The sequence below is a fragment of the Ruegeria sp. BA2 genome (assembly GCF_056539605.1).
Window position 1 is genome coordinate 105,192 of record NZ_JBQFVE010000006.1, and the last position, 19,599, is coordinate 124,790.

The 19,599-nt window shown below is 56.9% G+C and carries 14 protein-coding genes and 1 tRNA gene; 7 read left to right on the forward strand and 8 right to left on the reverse strand.

The window, feature by feature from the left end:
• Entirely contained in the window at positions 1–1,191 is a 1,191-nt protein-coding gene (gene bhcA, locus ACR0NN_RS14475; protein ID WP_170723590.1) for an L-aspartate--glyoxylate aminotransferase BhcA, read from the reverse strand.
• Between the two features lie 202 nt (positions 1,192–1,393).
• On the opposite strand from bhcA, the gene ACR0NN_RS14480 reads away from it, so the two are divergent.
• A complete protein-coding gene (locus ACR0NN_RS14480) occupies positions 1,394–2,215 on the forward strand; it encodes an IclR family transcriptional regulator (protein ID WP_170683331.1) in 822 nt (273 codons plus the stop codon).
• Here ACR0NN_RS14480 and ACR0NN_RS14485 read toward each other — a convergent pair.
• Positions 2,178–2,966 (reverse strand): rhomboid family intramembrane serine protease, encoded by a 789-nt coding sequence (locus ACR0NN_RS14485; RefSeq protein WP_170723589.1) that lies wholly within the window; start codon positions 2,964–2,966, stop codon positions 2,178–2,180. The two genes, ACR0NN_RS14480 and ACR0NN_RS14485, sit on opposite strands and share 38 nt — an antisense overlap.
• 42 nt (positions 2,967–3,008) lie before the next feature.
• Positions 3,009–6,407, reverse strand: coding sequence for a bifunctional proline dehydrogenase/L-glutamate gamma-semialdehyde dehydrogenase PutA (gene putA, locus ACR0NN_RS14490; RefSeq protein ID WP_170723588.1), 3,399 nt, complete (start codon positions 6,405–6,407; stop codon positions 3,009–3,011).
• 103 nt (positions 6,408–6,510) lie between these two features.
• On the opposite strand from putA, the gene ACR0NN_RS14495 reads away from it, so the two are divergent.
• A complete protein-coding gene (locus ACR0NN_RS14495; RefSeq protein ID WP_170723587.1) occupies positions 6,511–6,996 on the forward strand; it encodes an Lrp/AsnC ligand binding domain-containing protein in 486 nt (161 codons plus the stop codon).
• 31 nt (positions 6,997–7,027) lie between these two features.
• Positions 7,028–7,594: a tetratricopeptide repeat protein gene (locus tag ACR0NN_RS14500; RefSeq protein ID WP_170723586.1), complete on the forward strand. Its 567-nt coding sequence runs from the start codon at positions 7,028–7,030 to the stop codon at positions 7,592–7,594.
• A 59-nt stretch (positions 7,595–7,653) separates the two neighbouring features.
• Here ACR0NN_RS14500 and ACR0NN_RS14505 read toward each other — a convergent pair whose 3' ends face one another.
• Positions 7,654–9,543 (reverse strand): PhoX family protein, encoded by a 1,890-nt coding sequence (locus ACR0NN_RS14505; RefSeq protein WP_170723585.1) that lies wholly within the window; start codon positions 9,541–9,543, stop codon positions 7,654–7,656.
• Between the two features lie 465 nt (positions 9,544–10,008).
• Here ACR0NN_RS14505 and ACR0NN_RS14510 point away from each other — a divergent pair.
• The 4 genes from ACR0NN_RS14510 (at position 10,009) to ACR0NN_RS14525 (ending at position 15,168) form a co-directional block, all read left to right on the forward strand.
• Positions 10,009–10,083 (forward strand) — tRNA-Gly (locus ACR0NN_RS14510).
• A 279-nt stretch (positions 10,084–10,362) separates the two neighbouring features.
• The gene (locus ACR0NN_RS14515; RefSeq protein ID WP_480684945.1) at positions 10,363–12,183 is read left to right on the forward strand and encodes an ABC transporter transmembrane domain-containing protein; all 1,821 of its coding nucleotides are present in this window, start codon (positions 10,363–10,365) and stop codon (positions 12,181–12,183) included.
• A 159-nt stretch (positions 12,184–12,342) separates the two neighbouring features.
• Positions 12,343–14,232 carry an acyl-CoA synthetase gene (locus ACR0NN_RS14520; RefSeq protein WP_170723583.1) on the forward strand — a complete coding sequence of 630 codons (1,890 nt, stop codon included), beginning with the start codon at positions 12,343–12,345 and terminating at the stop codon, positions 14,230–14,232.
• Between the two features lie 12 nt (positions 14,233–14,244).
• Positions 14,245–15,168 carry an alpha/beta hydrolase gene (locus ACR0NN_RS14525; RefSeq protein WP_170723582.1) on the forward strand — a complete coding sequence of 308 codons (924 nt, stop codon included), beginning with the start codon at positions 14,245–14,247 and terminating at the stop codon, positions 15,166–15,168.
• A gap of 10 nt (positions 15,169–15,178) precedes the next feature.
• Here the strand turns inward: ACR0NN_RS14525 and ACR0NN_RS14530 are convergent, their stop codons facing one another.
• The 4 genes from ACR0NN_RS14530 to ACR0NN_RS14545 all read right to left on the reverse strand — a co-directional run bounded on the left by ACR0NN_RS14530 (position 15,179) and on the right by ACR0NN_RS14545 (position 19,598).
• Complete coding sequence (locus ACR0NN_RS14530; protein WP_170723581.1) at positions 15,179–16,015, reverse strand: alkaline phosphatase family protein; 837 nt, start codon at positions 16,013–16,015, stop codon at positions 15,179–15,181.
• Between the two features lie 138 nt (positions 16,016–16,153).
• Positions 16,154–17,791, reverse strand: a complete 1,638-nt coding sequence (locus ACR0NN_RS14535; RefSeq protein WP_170683322.1) for an ABC transporter ATP-binding protein — start codon at positions 17,789–17,791, stop codon at positions 16,154–16,156.
• Entirely contained in the window at positions 17,788–18,645 is an 858-nt protein-coding gene (locus tag ACR0NN_RS14540; protein WP_170683321.1) for an ABC transporter permease, read from the reverse strand. Before ACR0NN_RS14540 ends, ACR0NN_RS14535 begins: the two co-directional genes overlap by 4 nt.
• Positions 18,642–19,598: an ABC transporter permease gene (locus ACR0NN_RS14545; protein ID WP_170683320.1), complete on the reverse strand. Its 957-nt coding sequence runs from the start codon at positions 19,596–19,598 to the stop codon at positions 18,642–18,644. The genes ACR0NN_RS14540 and ACR0NN_RS14545 overlap by 4 nt, the downstream gene beginning before the upstream one ends.
• Position 19,599 lies beyond the last annotated feature (1 nt).

Here is a 19,599-nt window from a genome sequence, read left to right on the forward strand (position 1 = left end):
TTATGCTGCAGCCTTGGCCTGGCCTGTCGGACCAGTGCGGTAGAAGTCCTGTGCCGCAGCGACACCACTGCCCAGCTTGATCGGATAGTCCAGATCTGCCATCGCCATTTCGATTGCGCCAAGACCGGATAGAACCATCACATCCGTCAGGCTGCCCAGATGGCCGATCCGGAAGGCTTTGCCATTTAGTTCACCCAAACCAATACCAAAGGATACTCCATACGTATTAAATGCATGATCGGTTAGCAGGTTGCTGTCATAGCCTTCGGGTACATAGATCGCGCTGACAGTGTCAGAATAAAGATCGGGCAACTGCGCAACCAGTTTCAAGCCCCAGGCGTCGACCGCGCGGCGTACACCCTCGGCCAGTCTGTGATGGCGGGCGTAAACGTTCTCTAACCCTTCTTCGAACAGCATCTTCAGGCTTTCGCGCATGCCATAGATGAGCTGCAGCGGTGGTGTGTAAGGAAACCCACCCGAGGCATTTGCAGCCATCATGTCGCGGAAGTCGAAAAAGGTACGTGGCAGGCTAGCGCTTTCCATCGCGTCCAAAGCCTTAGGGCTGATGCAGAGGATTGCCATACCGGTGGCCAGCATAAACCCCTTTTGCGATCCCGAAATGGCGATATCCACGCCCCAACGATCAAACTCGAACGGCATTGATGCCAAAGAGCTGACACAGTCGACGAACATCATTGCCGGGTGGTCGCAAGCGTCCATCGCTTTGCGTACTGCCGCAATGTCAGATCGCACACCTGTAGCAGTTTCATTATGCGTGACCAGCACCGCCTTGATCTGCCGCGACGTGTCCGCTGCCAGCGCGGTTTCGAACTGATCGGCAGGCGCACCCGTTCCCCAAGGGCATTCGATGATCTGAACGTCCAGTCCATGGCGTTGACACAGGTCGATCCAGCGATGGCTGAAAACGCCATATCTTGCGATCAGAACTTTGTCACCAGGGCTGAGCGTGTTGGTGATCGCAGCCTCCCAGCCACCCGTGCCGCTAGCAGGGAAGGTGATTATCTGCCCATCACCTGTGCCGAACACTTTCTTAGTATCTTCCAGCACAGGGGCGAACGTCTCAACAAAGTCTGGCGCGCGGTGGTCCTGAGTTTGGACCTGCATCGCAAGCCTCAATCGATCTGGAATATTGGTCGGGCCGGGAATGAAGACCGGGTTCTGGTTTGACATGGCTGCTGTCCTTTCCTCTCACCCCAAGTTTCACCCGTGCCTCACTTTTGTGCAATTTTCTTGAAAAATATTTTCAATTTCGATAATTAAATAATAAGCGGCTGAAATGTATATGGTTTCAGTTTCTTGAATTTACGCACGAATAACTGGCGAGACGGCGCCAGATTTCGAAATCAGGCAAACAAGCGGGGGTTTTGGCAAAATGGAATCGCAGAAAAGACCCCGCGGCAGGCCGAAATCACTGTTCAAGGAAAGCTCGGCGGGGACCATGCAATCGCTCGACCGGGCGCTGGGCGTTCTCACAACGGTGGCCCGGCTTGAACGTTCGACGCTCAGCGATCTGGCGCGAGAGGTCGATGTTCCAACCGCAACGACCCATCGCATACTGGTTACCTTGCAAAAACATGGCTTCGTCACATTCGACGAAGAGCGTCAGGAATGGATGATCGGGATTGAGGCGTATCGCACCGGGGCTTCGTTCCTACGCCGTAACAGCGTGCTTGAGATCGGCAGACCCATCCTGCGTCGCTTGATGCAGGAGAGCGGAGAGACCGCCAATCTGGCAGTGCCGGATAAGGCCGAGGTCGTCTTTGTTGGACAAGTCGAAACACAAAACCCAATCCGGGCTTTTTTTCCGCCCGGGGTGCGTGCGCCCATGTATGCGTCCGGCACAGGTAAGGCGATACTTGCGGCTCTCAGCGATGAGGGACTCAACAAGGTTTTGGGGCTGACAGATCCGATTGCATTTACCGAGAATACACATCTGCCTGATGCAGGTTTGCGCGAGGATCTGGCCGAGACCCGCGCCAGAGGTTGGTCTTACGATCACGAAGAACGGTACGAAGGCATGTCTTGCATCGGCGCGGCCATCTTCAATGACCGGGCTGAGCCCTGCGCGGGTATCTCAGTCTCAGGCCCAACCGTAAGGTTCAGCCGCGAACGCGCGCCCGAGCTGGGGGATCTGGTCATGCGTGCGGCGCAAGAGATCACTCATCTAAGCGGCGGGAGGGGGCCCAAGGGTTAGTTCTTGTTTTCTTGCGCGTTACTTTGGGAATGCTCGATTTCGAAAGCTTATACTTATGTTCGGGGTGTGGCGGGTGACCATGTGTGCGATTCCAGTACCCGGGTCCCCCACGCCTGAGCCACAAGGGGATGCAAAGGATCATTCCGACGAAAAAGCCACCCGTGTGCGCCCAATAGGCGACGCCTCCCTGATCGGGATTGCTGGAAAGGCTGCCAAAGAACTGCAAACCAAGCCATACCCCGAGCATGACAAAGGCCGGGATGGTGAAAACTCTGAAATAGACGATCAGGATCAGTAGAATATCGACGCGCGCCTTCGGGAACAGCAAAAGGTAACCACCCATCACCCCGGCAATGGCCCCGGACGCACCGATCGTTGGCACCATAGAGCCGGGTGCCGAAACCACGTGAATCAGCCCCGCTCCGATCCCCGCCAGCAGGTAGAACAACAAAAACAGAAGATGACCCATTTCGTCTTCAAGGTTATCGCCGAAGATCCATAGAAACAGCATGTTACCGGCCAGATGCATCCAGCCCCCATGCAGGAACATTGATGTCACAAGCGTCTCAAACCCATATCCGTCAGCAATACGGGCAGGGATGACCGCGTAGTCGAAATAAAGCTGATTTATCAGCCGCGCATTGTCCATTGACCCCACATAGCTGAGGAAAATCAAGGTGTTCGCAGCCATCAGTGTATAGACAACAAACGGAGTGCGCCCCGAAGGGTTATGATCGCGGATCGGAAACATGGCGCGACGCTGGGCTTTTCGCGGCCCAGCGTCAAGGCCTGGTTACGCTGCGCCTCCCAAAAGGGCGGCGTTGCCACCGGCGGCGGTGGTATCGACGCAGACATGGCGCTCGCCCAGAACGCGCGCGCGGTCGGGATGTCCGGGGATCAGCGGAATGACCGGGCCATCGCGCCGCGCCAAGTGCTGCTCGATCTGGCGAGCGGTGTCGTCGTCACCCCACCACAAAACACCTGAGAACCCGGTCAGGTTTTCAAGCCGGTGCAAGTCCAGCATGCCTGTCATCCGGATGGCTGTGCCGCCCAATTCTTTGACGGCGTCGACTTGCGTTTGTGTCGCCTCTTGCCCGGGTCCCATGCACAAAAGCGGCGCGCGGGCATATTCGGTCAAACGGTTTGATTCACCGGTCGGACCGGGCAAAGACTGGGTGCGAGATGGCGCAGGCTGTCCTTCGGGGGTGCCCAGCTCTGCCGCAGTATCCCAGCTTGCCGATACGGCCCTTCGGTCCGGAGCACAGAACCGCGCCATATAGTTCGGGCCGCCTGCCTTGGGACCCGTGCCTGACAGGCCTTCTCCTCCGAAGGGTTGCGAGCCCACAATGGCACCGATCTGGTTGCGATTGACGTATATATTACCAGCGTGGACGGCTTCGGTCACATGCTGCACGCGGTCATCGATACGGGTGTGAAGACCGAAGGTCAGGCCATAGCCTGTGGCGTTGATATCCGCAATGACCTTATCAATCTCGTGCGATTTGAACCGAGCGACGTGTAATACCGGCCCGAACACCTCACGCTCAAGCGCTGAGATGCCTGGAATTTCGATCAGCGTAGGCGCAATGAACGTTCCTTCGGGTGGAGTTGAGAGTTTTTTTAATACCCGCCCCTCGGCCCGGGCCTGGGCGACGTGATCGGCGATACCTTGACGGGCCTGTTCATCAATCACCGGTCCGCAATCGGTCGAGATTAGCCAAGGATCTCCAACCTGCAGAGCGTCCATCGCGCCTTGCAGCATGGTCAGAACATCCTCGGCAATGTCTTCCTGAAGGTAGAGGCAACGCAGGGCGGAACAGCGTTGACCTGCAGATTGAAACGCGCTTTCGATGATCGACTGAACCGCCTGCTCGGGCAGGGCGGTGCTGTCCACAATCATTGCATTCAAACCGCCGGTCTCGGCAATCAAAGGCGTTCCGGGGCGCATGTGCTGAGCCAAGGCCGAGCGGATTTTCAGCGCGGTTGCGGTTGAGCCGGTAAAGGCCACGCCTGAGACCCGTGCGTCTGAGGTCAACGCCGCGCCGATCTTTGGCCCACCGGGCAACAGTTGCAGCGTATCGCGCGGAACGCCCGCCTCGTGCAGCAATTGAACAGCGCGGTGTGCAATCAGCGGGGTTTGCGGGGCAGGGGCGGCCAGCACGGCGTTGCCGGCGGCAAGCGCGGCCGAAATCTGCCCTGTAAAGATAGCCAGAGGAAAGTTCCATGGGCTGATACAGGTGAATATCCCGGCGGGTTTGGCCTCTGGGATATTGGCGGCGTAATAGCGCAGGAAATCTACCGCTTCGCGAAGCTCGGCCACCGCATCGGGCATCGATTTCCCGGCCTCACGAGCAAGCAAGGCGAAGAGCTCTCCGAAATGGGCCTCGTAGAGGTCAGCGGCCTTGTTCAAAATGTCAGAGCGTGTTTCGGCTGAGGCCTGCCAAGGGCATGCGCTCGCCAGTGCCAATTCTACGTCCTCGGGGCTGGCAGCAGCGACTGAGCCAGGGCAATCTTGTGGGTGCGCAGGGTTGATCACAGGCGTGTCGGCCAAAGGCCGCGCCTCGTCTGACAACAAAGGTCGGGCGTACCAGTGATGGGCGCGGAAGGCGTCTCGCGCGATATCGATCCGGTCTAAGGTCGGCGTGTGATGCAGATCAAAGCCTTTTGAGTTCGGGCGCTCGGGCGCGAACAATTCGGGTCCGGTCGGCAATGGTTTTGCAGGCGTCTGAACGTCTTGGAATGGATCCGCCGCAACAATTTCCGGAGCGACATCTTCATCGACGATTTGGTTTACGAATGAGGAATTCGCCCCGTTCTCAAGCAATCGCCGAACCAAATAAGCGAGCAAGTCACGATGCGCCCCGACAGGAGCATAGATGCGACAGCGCGAGTTCTGATTGTCACGCACGATCTGATGCAGCGTCTCGCCCATCCCGTGCAGGCGCTGGAATTCGAACGGCTGGTCTTCGGCCATATGCAAGATGGCGCTGACCGTGTGGGCGTTGTGGGTAGCGAATTGCGGATAGATACGATCGGTCATGCCCAACAGTTTGCGAGCATTGGCGACATATGACACATCCGTTGCCGCCTTCTGGGTGAAGACCGGAAACCCCGCAACGCCTTCGACCTGAGCGCGCTTGATCTCGGTATCCCAATATGCGCCCTTGACCAGCCGCACCATCAGCTTGCGGTCATGTCGTTCGGCCATATCGTAGAGTGTATCCAGAACCAGCCCGGCGCGCGGACCATAGGCTTGTACAACGATGCCGAACCCGTCCCAGCCTGCCAGCGCGGGCTCAGCCATCACTTCTTCGATGACCTGCAGTGACAGGGAAAGCCGGTCGGCCTCTTCCGCGTCGACGTTCAAACCCATGCCAGCAGCCTTGGCCAGCAGCGCCAGGGCCCGCAGGCGAGGGACCAGTTCATCCATCACCCGCTGTTCTTGCGCCAGCTCATAGCGTGGGTGGAGTGCTGACAACTTGACTGAGATGCCGGGGTTTTCGCGGATGTCCTTGTGGGTGCAAGCCTCGGCAATCGCAGCGATCGCGCGGGAATAAGACAGATGATACCGCGCGGCGTCAGCCTCGGTTCGTGCTGCTTCACCCAGCATGTCGTAGGAATAGGTGTAGCCCTTGTCTTCCATACCTTTGGCGCGCTTCATCGCGGATTGAATGGTTTCGCCCAGTACGAATTGTCGCCCCATCTCTTTCATTGCCCGACCCACCGCGGTTCGGATTACCGGTTCCCCCAGTCGTTTGATCGCGCCACGCAACGCACCAACAGGCGAGGATTTGTCTTCATCCAATACCCGTCCGGTTAGCATCAGCGCCCATGTCGACGCATTTACCAGTGACGAAGAAGACTGCCCCAAGTGCTTTCCCCAATCCGAAGGCGCGATCTTGTCTTCAATCAAAGCGTCGATGGTATCGGCGTCAGGCACACGTAAAAGCGCCTCGGCCAGGCACATCAACGCGACGCCTTCGTCTGTGGACAGGCCGTACTCGGCCAAAAAAACCTCCATCATGCCGGGCGAAGTGCTGGAACGGATGTCGCGCACCAGCTGTGCTGCAGCTTCACAGATTGCCGTTCGGTCGGACTGTGTTAGCGCGGCCTGAGCGATCAGCGCGCCCAGAACTGCGGACTGTTCAGCATAGGTTTGGGTATCGATTTTAGTGCGAAGACTGTGTGACATGTGTACTCCGGGGCTTTTGACTAATATAACTACGAGTGCGCAGGCAAATGGACTGAATTTTACCAACAGGCGGTCGAAACGACTGAATCGCAGGAGTAATGAAATGCAAAACGACTTGTCTGGTCTTGACCGCTTTGATCAGGCCATCCTGATGGCGCTGGCCGAAGATGGCCGCATCTCGGTAACTGATCTTGCGCGCAGAATCGGCTTGTCAAAATCGCCCACGCAAGCGCGTCTAAAGCGGCTTGAGGCAGACGGGATCATAACGGGCTATCGCGCCATGCTGGATCCGATCCGTCTTGGTCTGGATCATGTTGCCTTTGTCGAGGTACGCCTGACCGATACCCGTGAAAAGGCGCTAGCTGAGTTCAACACCGCTGTGCGCAAAGTCGCCGAGATTGAACAGGCGCATATGATTGCATCCAATTTCGACTATCTGCTTAAGATTCGCACCCGTTCGATGACCGAGTACAGGACAGTTCTGGCCGAGAAAATCTCATCTCTGCCGCATGTTGCCAACACATCCACCTTCGTGGCGATGGAGGCTGTGAAAGAGACTGGGCTGCTGAGTCCGATCGACAGCAGTTGACCTATCGTCTGTCCGTGCCAGATTAGGGGCGATGAGGCCCTCTGTTGCTATATTTGCTTTGCTGACTGCTTTGCCGTTTCACGTCTCGGCTGCGGAATGTCCAACTTCGCCAGATCACATCGCGGAAATTGATGCGCTGATCGAACAGGCGCAAGACGCAACCAGCGAGCGCGAGGCGCGCGCTATTTCAAGCCAAATGTGGCAGTTCTGGACCGACGCACCAGACCTACGTGCCCAGACATTGCTTGACCGGGGTATGGCCAGACGCGAGGCATGGGATCTGCTTGGTGCGCTCGAGGATCTTAACAGCTTGGTGGGCTACTGCCCCGAATATGCCGAGGGCTACAACCAACGTGCCTTCGTCAACTACCTGAGGCAGGACTATGGCGCCGCGCTGGTGGATTTGGATCGGGCAATTGCGCTGTCTCCGAACCATGTTGCTGCGCTGAGTGGGCGGGCACTTTCTTTGCTGGGTCTCAAGCGTTTGGATGACGCGCGTTCGGCACTCAACTATGCGCTTTCGCTGAATCCCTGGCTGTCCGAGCGCGCCTTATTGGCACCCGGTGGTCTACTTGATCCTCCGGGTGAAGATATCTGAGCTGACGCAAACACGCCCCCGAACCGAAGTTCAAGGGCGCTTTCTGTTGCCAGGTCTGCTTAGCCGATGAGGCCGTTGTCGGTGCGTTTGATCGCGATCACCGACGAACGAGGCGTGCCACCATCGGGCCAGTTGCTGCCCGGGTGTTGGATGCCGACAAACATAGTGCGCAGGTCGGACGACCACGCCAGACCGGTAACTTCACAGCCGTTCGGGCCGGTCATGAAGCGCACGATTTCGCCGGTGACGGGATCGCCAACTAGCATCTGGTTGTTGCCATTGCTTGCGAAATCTTCCTCGTTGTCGTCATTACCGTCAGTCTGGATCCAGACCAGGCCAGTCGAATCGATTGCCATACCGTCGGGTGAGTTGAACAGGTTACCCTCGTTCACATTGGCTGACCCGGCGCGGTCATCCGAATGCACGGTCGGATTGCCCGCCATGACATAGAGATCCCAATCGAAGCCATCGGCAGCGTGATCTTCGTTTGCAGGGCGCCAACGCACGATCTGCCCGAATTTGTTGGCGTCGCGCGGGTTGGGTCCGTTGGCCGAGGTGTCATCACCACCGGCGTTTGGCTTCACGCCACGGTTCTTGTTGTTAGTCAGGCAGCAATAGGCCTCAACTGCAACGGGGCTCGACGCAACCCACTCGGGGCGGTCCATTGTGGTGCCACCTGCGGCCGAAGCGGCCATGCGGGTGAAGATCAGGATCTCGGCCGCGTCCATACCGGTGGTTTCCGGTGTCAGCGGCAACCACTGGCCGCTCATGTCGTCGTTGAACTTGGCGACATAGAGCGTGCCGTCATTCAGCAGGTTCTCAGTGTCGACACCCGGTGCATAAGCCGCGCTCGAGACGAACTTGTACAAGTACTCGCCGCGTTCGTCGTCACCCATATAGACCACCACGCGACCGTCAGTCGCCAGGGTCACTTCGGCATTCTCATGCTTGAAACGGCCCAGACCGGTATGCTTGACCGGCGTGCTGTCCGGCTTGGTTGGATCGATTTCAACGATCCAGCCGGCGCGGTGCGGTTCGTTCGGGTTTTTTGAGGTGTCAAAGCGCGGATCAAACAGCTCGTACCCATTCCAGCTTTCGGCTTTGATGCCATAGCGCTTCATGCCATCGGCAACCTTCTGGTCGTAGCTGGCATTCTCGTCCGAGGACCCGAAGTAGCCGTTGAAGTTTTCTTCGCAGGTTAAATAAGTGCCCCAAGGCGTCTTGCCAGACCCACAGTTGTTCATAGTGCCTAGCGAGGCTGTGCCTGTTGGATCGGCCTCGGTCTTCAGCAGGTCATGACCGGCTGCGGGGCCTATGATCTTCATCGGGCTGTTGTGATGGATGCGGCGGTTGAAGGGGCTGTCTTTGACAACCGACCAACCCTCGGGGCCCTCCTTGATCTCCATCACGGTCACGCCCTGAATGTTCTGGAACTTCAGAACGTCATCGGCGCTGGCCGGAACACCTTCCTGAGCGGCTGGCAAGTTTATTTTGCGGTTCGGATACTCGTGATTGATTGCGATCAGCTCGTGACCTTGGAAGGAGAACGTCTCCATCCCGTCGGTGTTTTCACCGAAGACTTTGTCGGAGTTCTCAACCGAACCACCATCAGTCAGATCATATCCATCGGCATCCGAGAACAGCGGATCACCCCAGCGCATCAGCATCTTCCATTCATACCCTTCGGGCACATGAACGGTGCCATCAGTCTGAGCAGGGATTGGCTGGAATGCAAAACGCGAGGACCCAACTGCTTGTGCCGAAGTTGAACCCAGTAGTCCTGCGCCCATCGCCGCTGCGCCCGAACCAAAGGCCACGACACCAGCCAGAAAACCTCGGCGGGAAATGGCGCTTTCAACCACGCGGTCAAAGTCATTCTCTTCCGGGCGGGGGAAGTGCAGTTCGTCCCAATCGTCGGCGGACAGAGTGGTGGGATCGACGTCTTTCATGGATAGCTCCTGGCTGTCTGGATTCAGTTTGGTCCAGCGGATTTAGGGGCGGTGCATGACAGTAATATAACAGTTTGACTAAAGTTTTTATTTGGCTTCTCCGCAGGCAGATTGACGCTGATCTACCCGTAGCTTTGATTAAAACAACAGCGCAGTCAAAGGTGCAAACCAACGGGGCGGCTTTGGCTTGGCCGCGGCGATATTGTGACTCGTGCAGTTATGTGAGCTTCAATTTCCGCGGGAATGCATCCGACCGCCAATGTACGTTTTGACCATTGCGCAATCTCGTTTGATCGACCGGCGTGACAAAGCCAAACTACCTTGATGGCAACCGGACCTCGACGCGATATCCCGCTCCATCTTCGCCTCACCGATCGGAATGACGTTTTCGATACCGGCAGAGGGAAAATCTACAATTCCACCCTTGACCACAAATATGCGATGAAATACACCCGCCTTCGCTGAGCGGGCGTCGTATACTGGCTATTACCTCAGCCTTCCAAGCTGATGAAGCGGGTTCGATTCCCGCCGCCCGCTCCAACGAAATCATCCTTGAAAAACAACTTGCTGTTTGCGCCGTCGATAAATGTTATAGCGCAAAAGGCACAGAATATTGAGTATTCCCACGCTGGATCGCCGTGATCGTTACATCAGCTTGGACCCTGGTCGCATGCCTATGTTCGATACCGTCATGGAATGCGTCAAAAGGCCCGGATCACACTTGCAATTGTGCGCAATGCTTGACCCCAACTGCCTCTGCCGCCAAGAAGCATTGATGTAAGCCCAATGCGGGCGATGACCAGAAGACAAGGGCCAGACATGGCAAGAACACGCTCCGCCAGTCCAGCAAACGTACAAGCGCCAGGTGCGCATGAAGAACGGGTCGGGTCCAAGAAAATAGGTGTCTTGCGGTCGCTTTGGCCCTTCATGAAACCTTACCGGCTGTTGATGGCCGGAGCCACGCTTGCGTTGATCCTGACTGCCAGCATGACGCTGACACTGCCTTTGGCCGTGCGCCGCGTGGTCGACAATTTCCGCATTGAAGACGGCGAACTGTTGGATTGGTACTTTCTGGCTGCGCTCGGTATTGCGGCCATACTCGCGGTGGGCACAGGCGTCCGCTATGCGCTGGTCACCCGGTTGGGTGAACGCGTGGTCGCCGATATCCGAAAAGCGGTGTTCAACCGCGTGATTGGCATGAGCCCCGAATTCTACGAACGCATCATGACCGGAGAGGTGCTGAGCCGAATTACGACGGACACAACCCTGATCCAATCCGTTTTGGGTTCATCAGTGTCGATTGCACTGCGTAACCTTCTGATGTTCGTGGGTGGGCTGGTGCTGATGCTCCTGACCTCAGCCAAGTTGACTGGAATGGTGCTATTGCTGATCCCGCTGGTGGTCGTGCCGATTCTGGTATTGGGCCGCAGACTGCGCGTGATCAGCCGGGAAAATCAGGATTGGATTGCAGCATCGTCAGGGAACGCGGGCGAGGCGCTGGGGGCGGTACAAACTGTTCAGGCCTTTACCCATGAACAGGCCAGCAGAGCCCAGTTTGGAGAAATGACAGAAACTTCGTACGAAGTTTCTCTGCGCCGGATCCAGACTCGCGCTGTGTTGACCGTCATAGTTATCTTCCTCGTATTTTCGGGCATTGTTGGCGTGCTTTGGATGGGTGCGAATGATGTGCGCAACGGTGTGATGACCGAAGGGGTGCTGATCCAGTTCGTGATCTATTCGATCATCATGGCGGGTTCGGTCGCAGCATTGTCGGAAATCTGGAGTGAGTTGCAGCGGGCAGCTGGCGCGACTGAGCGGTTGGTCGAGTTGCTGAACGCTGAAGATACAGTAAATGATCCGTCGCAGGCAAAAGTGCTGCCGGCCCCGGTGCGCGGCGAGATTCGTTTTGACGACGTGACCTTCCGCTATCCGGCGCGCCCAGATGTTGTCGCGCTGGATCAGTTTTCGCTGCAGATCAATCCCGGAGAAACCGTCGCATTCGTCGGCCCATCGGGGGCGGGCAAAACGACTGTGATCCAGATGATCCAGCGGTACTACGACCCTGACGCTGGTCATGTCAGCTTAGACGGCATCGATTTGCGGGGCCTAAACCGCGATGACTTCCGCCAGCATATCGCATTGGTGCCGCAAGATCCGGTGATTTTCGCGGCGTCGGCGCGCGAAAATATTCGCTTTGGCCGTCTGGACGCTTCGGACGCAGAAGTTGAGGCTGCCGCAGAGGCTGCTGCTGCGCATGAGTTTATCTCGGCCTTGCCCGAAGGGTATGACAGCTTTGTCGGTGAACGCGGTGTGATGCTGTCAGGTGGTCAGAAACAACGCATCGCTATCGCCCGTGCCATTCTGCGTGACGCGCCTGTGCTGCTGTTGGACGAGGCGACATCGGCGCTTGATGCGGAAAGCGAGCGTGCAGTGCAGGGAGCAGTCGACAACATGCGGGCCGGGCGTACCACGCTGATCGTGGCACATCGTTTGGCGACCGTAAAAAAAGCGGATCGGATTATCGTGCTTGAGGCTGGGCGCATTGTGGCGCAGGGTACGCATGATGATCTGGTGGCGCAGGACGGTCTGTATGCTCGTCTGGCCCGTCTGCAATTCACCGACGGGGTGGCCGCAGAATAAAGTGACGCTCCGGCACATCCAGAATCTCCGTAGCGTCATTCTACAGTTTCCCGGAACTGATCGCTAAGCCCTCGCTTGCGCATGGTGTGTTTTGCTTCCATCTTGGAGGCACAAACAAGCCTGTGCGCGACACGGGAGAGAGATCAGGGGAGGAGCCACATGGCCTTTGTGGGATTGGAAGACAAGGCACGCATTGAGCAGGAGATGCCGTGGGAAGATCGGGATGTGCCCGTTACCTTCCACCAATTGCTATCGCGGACGGCGGGCAGGTTCCCGAACCACAAAGCGATCAGCTTTCAATTGCTGTCCGGCCCGACCGACAAGGCCGAGACGCTCACCTGGTCCGAGCTTTTGGGCAAGGTCAACCAGGCCGCCAACCTGTTCCGATCGCTGGGGATCGGAGAAAAGGATGTGGTGGCCTATGTGCTGCCCAATTGTAACGAAACTCTGGTGACGATGATGGGCGGAGCAGTTGCGGGGATTGTGAACCCGATCAACCCGCTGCTCGAGCCTGAGCAGATTTCGGCCATCCTGCGGGAGACCGGGGCAAAGGTGGTGGTAACGCTGAAGTCCTTTCCCAAGACGGACGTGGCGCAGAAGGTTGAAGAGGCCGTTCGCCATGCCCCCGGCGTTCACACGATCATTGAGATCGATTTAAATCGGTATCTGACGCCTCCAAAATCGTGGCTGGTGCCATTCCTGCGCCCCAAGATGGGGGATAAGGAAAAGCTGGCGCATGCGACATACAAGAACTTCAATGCTGAATTGAACAAACAGCCAAAAACACTTTCGTTTGAAGACAGCGCCGAGGATCGCGTTGCCTGTTATTTCCACACTGGTGGTACCACGGGCATGCCGAAGGTTGCGCAACACAAGTACTCGGGCCTGATCTATAACGGCTGGCTGGGCAATACGCTGCTGTTTGACGAAAACGACGTGATCATGTGCCCCTTGCCGATGTTCCATGTCTTTGCTGTGCACGTAATTGTAATGGCGGCGGTATCGTCTGGTGCACATGTCATCTTCCCGACACCCGCTGGCTATCGTGGCGACGGTGTGTTCGACAATTTCTGGAAGCTGATCGAACGCTGGAAAGTCTCGTTCATCATCACAGTGCCGACAGCCATATCTGCCAAAATGCAGCGCCCAGTGGACGCAGATATCTCCAGCGTCAAGACGGCCTTCTCGGGTTCAGCCCCGCTGCCGGTTGAACTGTTCCGCCGCTTTGAAGAAGCTACGGGCGTTACCATCGTCGAAGGCTATGGCCTGACCGAAGCCACCTGTCTGGTCTCATGTAATCCGGTGGATGGAGAAAAGAAGATAGGTTCGATCGGGATTCCGTTCCCCTATACAGATGTCAAAATCCTGCAGGATGGGCCCGATGGGCCAACTGAATGCGACACAGATAAGGTAGGTGAAATCTGTATCTCGAACCCCGGCGTTTACGCCGGAAACACCTATACCGAGGCCGATAAGAACGTAGATCTCTACCACTTCGACAAATACCTTCGCACCGGCGATTTGGGTCGATTTGACGAGGATGGCTATTTGTGGATTACAGGCCGTGCGAAAGACCTGATCATTCGCGGCGGTCACAATATCGACCCTGCAGAAATCGAAGAGGCGCTGTTGGGCCACGAGGCTGTTGCCTTTGCCGGAGCAATTGGTCAGCCGGATGCCCATTCGGGTGAGCTTCCTTGTGCGTTTGTTGAATTGGTTGACGGGGCTTCGGCCACGGAAAATGAGCTGATGGAGTTCTGCAAGGTGCATGTTCACGAACGCGCGGCGCAGCCCAAGCATATGACCATCCTGAACGAATTGCCAAAAACCGCCGTCGGCAAAGTGTTCAAACCCGATCTGCGCAAACATGCGATCACGCGTGTTTACAACGGAGCGCTTGAGGATGCCGGTGTGGCAGCACGGGTTGTTTCTGTGATCGATGACAAGAAACGTGGTCTTGTCGCGCAGCTTGACGCGAACGGGTCTTCCGAGGACGATGTCTCAAAAGTGCTGGGCTCATTTACCCGGCCGTGGGAGTGGTCTGCGTAAGCCGGAGGGACAATGGACTATGAACGCCTGATTGACGAAGAAACTTGGGCGTTCATACGTCGCACGTCCGAAAGCTATCCCGATGATGCGGTCGAGATGTCGGTTGCGGACCAGCGTCGGGTTTATGATGCGATGTGTCAGGCCTTCCGCCAACCCCGCCCGCTGGGCATTGATGTGCAAGACAAGTCCGCCAACGGCGTGCCTGTTCGATTATATACGGCCGGTGACCCGACCCGGAGTGTTATCTATTTTCACGGCGGCGGTTTTGTCGTGGGCGGGTTGGACAGCCATGATGACGTGTGCGCTGAAATCTGTGCCCAGACTGGATATCGCGTCATTTCCGTGGACTATCGTTTGTGCCCCGAACACGTACACCCGGCGCAGTTTCAGGATAGTTGGACAGCGACGTGCTGGGTGGTTCAGGAGTATGGTGATCCGATTGTCTTGGCAGGCGACAGCGCAGGCGGCAATCTGGCTGCGGCCGTGGCGCATCACGGGCGGGGTCGTCTGGGCAATGTGTTGGGGCAGGTCCTTATCTATCCCGCTTTAGGGGGCAATACTTCGGCAGGGTCGTATATCGAACACGCCAATGCCCCGCTGCTGACTTTGGACGATGTCCGGTTCTATGAGACCATTCGATGCGAAGGGGCGGCGCCACGCAACGATCCGACTTATGCGCCGTTGCAGGATGATGATTTTTCGGGGCTTCCGCCAACAGTCGTTGTCACAGCTGATTGCGATCCATTGCGCGATGACGGACAAGCCTATTGCGACCGGATCATTGCTGCCGGTGGTCAGGCGCATTGCATCAATGAACCCGGCTTGGTTCATGGATTTCTGCGAGCCCGAACCTCGGTCAAGCGTGCCGCAGACAGCTTTGAACGAATTTCAGTGGCGATTGAGGCGTTGGGGCAAGGGATCTGGTCCTACGACTGATCCAGCCATTTTAACTCAGGAATGGTTTCGCCTTCATCGTGTCTGCCACTGGTGCACCAAGACGCTGCAAAATGGTTGGCGCCAGCTGAAGCTGGTCGATCAAGGTCTCCGCCTCGGGTCCTTCGGCATCGCCAAAGTAATAAAGCGCGGTTTCCTGTTGCAACGCGCCGCGCCCTCCGTGGTGGCCGCGTTCATCCTGACCATGGTCTGCGGTGACGATGACGTCATATCCAAGCTGCCGCCAGCGCGGAATGAAGGGGGCCAACATTTCGTCCATGACGAAACAGGCGTGGTCCATCTCTTCACAATCGTGAAAAAAGCGGTGGCCCATGCTGTCCAGCGTGCAGGTGTGCAGAATGCCATAGTCCAACCCGAACCGCAGACACAGATTGGTTAGAGACGCAAAAAGATCGACATCCGACGGAGTCATTTGGTTCGTTTTGCCGTATCCCGTCATGGAGTGGAAACGACCATGGTTAATGGTTTTACTGTCAGGTTCGTCATATTCCACGTCGCGGACATAGTCGAACGGGTGACGATTGAAGAATTGCGACCAATAACTGTGGGTCACGGCCCCAGTCACGCCCCCAGCCGCGCGCACTTGGCTGAAAACGTCCTTATGGCTTAGCCGAAAGACGTTGCCGTTGCCGGTGCAACCATGCTCTTGTGGGGTGACACCGGTGTGGATCGAGGCATAACAGCTGGCGGAAGTCGATGGCAGGACTGAACGCAGTTTCCAAACCCGTGCATCGCCTGAATCAACCCAGCCTTCAAGGTTGCCAAAAAGGCGGCGAAAGTTACGCCACGGGACACCGTCCAGGATAATCAAAAGCAGTTTGCGGTCCATAACCCAACCTTCCTTGCGTGCTCGTGGGCGAACATACTGGATTCGCCCAACCGGATGCGCGTATTCGCGTCCTGAATTGTAAAATCCCGACACCAGAGTGCCGGGATTTCGAACTTTTTTCTGACTGTCGAGATGTGATCAGTTCCCGGCGCTCTCCATCTTACGGTGGGCGACGACCTCTTCCAGCCAGCCCAGATGCATCTCGGGAACCGAGCTAAGCAGCAGGTCGGTATAATCGTCAAATGGCGGGTTCAGCACCTGCGATTTGGGGCCATAACGCACCACACGGCCTTGATACATCACCGCAATACTGTCGCTGATCGCGCGGACCGTCGCCAGATCGTGGGTGATGAACAGATAGGCCACATCCTCGATCTTCTGCAGGTCGAGCAGCAGTTTAAGAATGCCATCCGCTACCAGCGGATCGAGCGCCGAAGTGACCTCATCACAAATGATCATCTTGGGCTTCGCCGCCAGCGACCGTGCGATACAGACACGCTGTTTCTGACCACCCGACAGCTCTGCAGGATACCGGTCGATGAACTTTTCGCCCAGTTCGATCTCATCCAGCAGTTCGATGACCCGCTTGCGTTTCTCAGACCCACGCATGTTGAAGTAGAACTCCAACGGGCGTCCTATGATTGTGCCGACAGTTTGGCGTGGATTCATCGCCACGTCAGCCATCTGATAGATCATTTGCAACTCGCGCAGATCCTCAAGCGACCGGCCCTTCAGATCGGGGCTGAGCTTGCGCCCGGCAAAGGTAATTTCGCCATCGCGGGGCGGAAGCAGACCGGTGATTACACGCGCCAGTGTCGACTTGCCCGAGCCGGATTCGCCCACCACAGCCAGCGTCTGCCCCGGATGAAGCTCAACATTGACGTTGTGCAGGACGTCGAAATTCAGCCCCTTGTAGCGCGCGGTGATGCCGTCAACTTGCAGCACCGGTTCCGGCGTAGGCTTTTTCTCTTCATGGTCGATTGAGCGCACCGAGACCAGCGCCTGCGTATACTCCTCTTGCGGGTTGTTGATGATCTGATCGGTGGTGCCGTATTCGACCGTATTGCCCATCTTCAGAACCATGATGTCGTCGCTCACCTGAGCCACAACAGCCAGGTCATGCGTGATATAGAGCGCGGCAACGCCGGTATCTGCGATGGCTTCCTTGATCGCCATCAGAACGTCGATCTGAGTGGTCACGTCCAATGCGGTGGTGGGTTCGTCGAACACCACAAGATCAGGCTCGGGGCACAGCGCCAGCGCCGTCATGCAACGCTGCAATTGGCCGCCTGAGACTTGGTGTGGATATCTGTCCCCAATGTTGTCGGGGTCGGGCAGGCCAAGTTTGGCGAACAGCTCACGCGCGCGGGCTTCAGCCTCTTTACGGCTGAACTTTTTCTGTTCGACCGCAGCCTCGACCACTTGATCCATGATCTTCTTAGCAGGGTTGAAAGACGCCGCCGCGGATTGAGACACATACGTGACTTCACCCCCGCGCAGCTTTCGGATATCGCCAAGTGACGTCTTGAGGATATCGCGCCCATTTACCCAGACCTCGCCGCCGGTGATCTTAACGCCGCCCCGGCCATAGGCCATCGAAGCAAGGCCGATAGTCGACTTACCAGCCCCGGATTCGCCGATCAGCCCCAGCACCTTGCCGCGTTCGAGGTCAAAGCTGACCCCGTGCACGATTTCGATGTCATGGGGTTTTTCACCCGGCGGATAAACGGTCGCGCCGATCTTGAGGTCGCGGACCTTGAGAAGGGTATCACTCATCCCCGGCCTCCTTTCAGCGATGTGGTGCGGTTCAGGACCCAGTCAGCCACAAGGTTGACCGAGATGGCCAGCGTCGCGATTGCGACGGCGGGCAACAGAGCGGCGGGAATGCCGTAGACAATGCCTTCCTTGTTCTCTTTCACGATGCCACCCCAATCAGCCTCGGGCGGTTGCACACCAAGACCCAAGAACGACAGGGTTGAAACGAACAGAACAGCAAAGATGAACCGCAGCCCCATTTCGGCCACCAGCGGTGACAGCGCGTTGGGCAGGATTTCGCGGAAGATGATCCAACCGATTTTTTCACCTCGCAGGCGTGCCGCTTCGACATAGTCCATGACAGTGATGTCAACGGCGACAGCACGTGCCAGACGATAAACGCGGGTCGAATCCAACAAGCCCATGACAATAATCAGGATTGGAACGGTCACGGGCATCACCGACAGCACCACAAGGGCAAAGATCAGCGACGGGATCGACATGATCAGATCGACAAAGCGCGAAAGCGCTTGATCGACCCAACCGCCCATCACAGCAGCGAAAAAGCCAAGGACCGAGCCCGTCACAAAGGACAGGATCGTCGCGGCCGTTGCGATGAAGATTGTGGTACGCCCACCGTAGATCATCCGGCTTAGCAGATCCCGACCGATATTGTCGGTGCCAAGCCAAAAGTTCGACTCGGTAAATCCAGGGGGCGCGATCCCCAGCATGATCTCGATCTTCGAGGGCTCCCAGACACCGCCGACAACTTCGGCCATGCCATAAGGTGAGATGAGGGGCGCAAAAATCGCCATGAGAAAGTAGAGGGCCGTCAGGAACAACCCGATCATTGCAGAAATAGGGATGTTTTTCATTTCGGGTGCCTCAGACGCGGATTGGCCAGGATTGAGACGATGTCCGCAACCATGTTGAGGCCGATATAGACAGCGGCGAAGATCAGGCCGCAGGCTTGTACCACCGGCACGTCACGTTTCGCCACGTGGTCCACAAGATATTGACCCATTCCGGGGTAGACAAAGACCACCTCAATCACCACGACGCCGACAACCAGATAGGCAAGGTTCAGCATCACGACGTTGACGATTGGGGCAATGGCATTCGGAAAGGCGTGTCGTGCGATAACTTGAAATCCGGTCAAACCCTTCAATTCAGCGGTCTCGATATAAGCTGACTGCATAACGTTCAGGATTGCCGCGCGCGTCATGCGCATCATATGCGCCAGTACAACCAGAGTAAGAACCATGACGGGCAGTGCGATGGCCTGAAGCTTTTGCAGAAGGCTCATGTGGTCCCCGATCATCGCCACCGATGGGAACCAGCCCAGTTTCACAGCGATGAAATACATCAAAAGGTAGCCGATGAGGAATTCGGGAATAGAGATCGAGGCCAACGTCACGGCCGAGATCAGTTTGTCGGGCCAGCGGTCCTTGTACCGAACCGCTATAAGGCCGAGAAGAATTGCCAGCGGCACCGAAATGATAGCGGCCCAGAAGGCGAGAAACAGGGTGTTTGACATGCGTTGACCGATACTCTCGGCGATGTCACGACCATTGGTCAGCGCAGTACCTAGATCACCCTGTAAGGCGGCAAAAAGCCAGTCGAAATAGCGGGTGATGGCTGGTTCGTTCAACCCAAGCTCTTCGCGGATGTTGGCGAGGGCCTCGGGGGTTGCAGACTGGCCGAGGATTGACTGTGCAACGTCGCCGGGCAGAATGAGCGTTCCGGCAAAAATCAGCACTGACACGGCCAACAATAGCAAAAGGCCCAGCGCAATGCGCTGGACCACAAGTTTCATCGCGATTCCCATA

Bases quoted from the DNA above. Each gene is read 5' to 3' on its own strand.
- ACR0NN_RS14540 (WP_170683321.1), bottom strand. From the start codon at position 18,645: ATGAAAAACATCCCTATTTCTGCAATGATCGGGTTGTTCCTGACGGCC.
- ACR0NN_RS14520 (WP_170723583.1), top strand. From the start codon at position 12,343: ATGGCCTTTGTGGGATTGGAAGACAAGGCACGCATTGAGCAGGAGATG.
- ACR0NN_RS14495 (WP_170723587.1), top strand. From the start codon at position 6,511: ATGCAAAACGACTTGTCTGGTCTTGACCGCTTTGATCAGGCCATCCTG.
- ACR0NN_RS14505 (WP_170723585.1), bottom strand. From the start codon at position 9,543: ATGAAAGACGTCGATCCCACCACTCTGTCCGCCGACGATTGGGACGAA.
- ACR0NN_RS14530 (WP_170723581.1), bottom strand. From the start codon at position 16,015: ATGGACCGCAAACTGCTTTTGATTATCCTGGACGGTGTCCCGTGGCGT.
- ACR0NN_RS14480 (WP_170683331.1), top strand. From the start codon at position 1,394: ATGGAATCGCAGAAAAGACCCCGCGGCAGGCCGAAATCACTGTTCAAG.
- ACR0NN_RS14485 (WP_170723589.1), bottom strand. From the start codon at position 2,966: ATGTTTCCGATCCGCGATCATAACCCTTCGGGGCGCACTCCGTTTGTT.
- ACR0NN_RS14535 (WP_170683322.1), bottom strand. From the start codon at position 17,791: ATGAGTGATACCCTTCTCAAGGTCCGCGACCTCAAGATCGGCGCGACC.
- bhcA (WP_170723590.1), bottom strand. From the start codon at position 1,191: ATGTCAAACCAGAACCCGGTCTTCATTCCCGGCCCGACCAATATTCCA.
- ACR0NN_RS14545 (WP_170683320.1), bottom strand. From the start codon at position 19,598: ATGGGAATCGCGATGAAACTTGTGGTCCAGCGCATTGCGCTGGGCCTT.
- ACR0NN_RS14525 (WP_170723582.1), top strand. From the start codon at position 14,245: ATGGACTATGAACGCCTGATTGACGAAGAAACTTGGGCGTTCATACGT.
- ACR0NN_RS14500 (WP_170723586.1), top strand. From the start codon at position 7,028: ATGAGGCCCTCTGTTGCTATATTTGCTTTGCTGACTGCTTTGCCGTTT.
- putA (WP_170723588.1), bottom strand. From the start codon at position 6,407: ATGTCACACAGTCTTCGCACTAAAATCGATACCCAAACCTATGCTGAA.
- ACR0NN_RS14515 (WP_480684945.1), top strand. From the start codon at position 10,363: ATGGCAAGAACACGCTCCGCCAGTCCAGCAAACGTACAAGCGCCAGGT.